Origin of the sequence: Nocardioides sp. (assembly GCF_024509035.1) — a bacterium.
Lineage (GTDB): Bacteria > Actinomycetota > Actinomycetes > Propionibacteriales > Nocardioidaceae > Nocardioides.
Map to the genome: position 1 here is coordinate 1 of NZ_JANINT010000290.1, position 1625 is coordinate 1625.

The 1625-nt window shown below is 69.2% G+C and carries 2 protein-coding genes; one reads left to right on the top strand and one right to left on the bottom strand.

Annotated features, from left to right (window positions below):
- Positions 1 to 100 precede the first annotated feature (100 nt).
- Positions 101 to 286 (bottom strand): hypothetical protein, encoded by a 186-nt coding sequence (locus Q0L15_RS19320; protein ID WP_296606177.1) that lies wholly within the window; start codon positions 284 to 286, stop codon positions 101 to 103.
- Positions 287 to 680: 394 nt separating this feature from the next.
- Here Q0L15_RS19320 and Q0L15_RS19325 point away from each other — a divergent pair, with 394 nt between their 5' ends.
- The gene (locus Q0L15_RS19325; protein ID WP_296606192.1) at positions 681 to 1583 is read left to right on the top strand and encodes a sugar ABC transporter substrate-binding protein; all 903 of its coding nucleotides are present in this window, start codon (positions 681 to 683) and stop codon (positions 1581 to 1583) included.
- Positions 1584 to 1625 lie beyond the last annotated feature (42 nt).

The following is a 1625-nucleotide window of genomic DNA, read 5'->3' on the forward strand; positions in this document are numbered from 1 at the left end:
CAGGTCCGTGTGTCCGAAAGGACGTGGGGGTTCAACTCCCCCCTCGCGCACGTGTGACAAGGCCCCGGATCCTCAGGATCCGGGGCCTTGTCCACTTCGGTCACCAAGTCGTCGTCCGAGGCACGGCGGCGACTTCGTCGCGATCCGCGCGCGCAACTCCGGACAGGTCCTCCTCGAAGAACGCTGCGCCGCGCAGGAGCAGCGCCGCGCGGCCCAAGGCGTGGCCGGCCTCGTCGACCCGGCCGACGGCGGCGCCGTGGTGGCGTACGCGGGCGAGCGGGCCCACGACGCGAGGATCGCGGCCCTCGAACCGTCGATGCGGCGGGCTCGCCGTGGTCGCCACCACTGCGCGCGGGAGCCAGACCGCGGACTGTACACAAGGTGGTCCCGTTCGGAGGATCCATACCGGCCGCGCGCCAGCTATGCCAGAACAACTGTATACAATATGGTTGACATGGTGAAGGCGTACCGCTAGCGTCCGGCGCACCCGAAGCCAGGAGGTCGCCATGTCCATCACATCCCCAGGTCGCGCTCGCCGCGTTGCGCTCCACGCCGCCGTCGGCGCCCTTCTGACCGGTGGACTCCTCGCATGTGGAGAGAGCGAACAGACGACGCCGGCCGCGGGGCCGTCGGCGGAGCCCCGAGCGGAGGCACCGGACATCGACGCGAGCCTCACGCCGATGCAGCAGGCGGAGAAGTACGACGAGCTGACGAAGGACTCGAGCCGGTCCTACAAGGTCGCCGTGCTGACTACCTGCACGGACCTCAACGCGTGGTGCCAGGCGATGACGCGCTACCAGGCGGAGGCAGCAGAGAAGTACGACGTCGAGCTCGACATGTACGACGCGGCCTTCGACCCCGCCAAGCAGCTGCGCCAGGTGCAGGACGCGATCGCGAAGGGCGGGTACGACGGGTTCATCTTCGCGCCCGTCGCTGCGGCACCGGGGTGTGGGATGCTCGAGCAGCTGCTCGACACCGGGCTCCCGGTCCAGCAGGTCAACAGCCCGGTCTGCGAGTCGGAGGACTACAGCGAGGGCACCACCGGCATGGTGTCCACCTCCTCGGAGAAGTACTACCGCGCCTACCTCGAGCACGTCTTCGACTCCTGCGAAGGCGAGCCGTGCAAGGTCGCGATCCTGGGTGGGGTGTCGGGCCAGGACGGCTGGCGCCGTCTCCAGTCGGCCAACTACGACCCCAACCAGGCGCTGCGCATCACTCAGGACGCGCTGCAGCGCGACCCCGACATCGAGGTCATCCTGTCCGCGTACGACGAGATGTCGCGCGGAGTCCTCCAGGCCCTCGGCGACGCGGGCAAGACGCCGGGCGAGGACGTGCGGATCTACAGCATCGGCGGGACGCCGTACGGTCTCGAGCAGGTCGCCGCCGGCACGCTCACCGCGACCATCCAGTCCGACCCCTACCCGGAGGGCTACTTCGGCGTCGTGGAGCTCGTGCGCTTCCTCGAGACCGGGGTCGCCACCGAGGGCTGGTCCAGCACGAGCGAGTGGTCCGGCATCGTGAACGGGCCGGGCAGCGACATCTTGACCGAGGACAACGTCGACAAGTACGAGCCGACCTACTGACCGGGGTCTCGACGATGCCTGCTCGCGACGACGTCCCCGCGC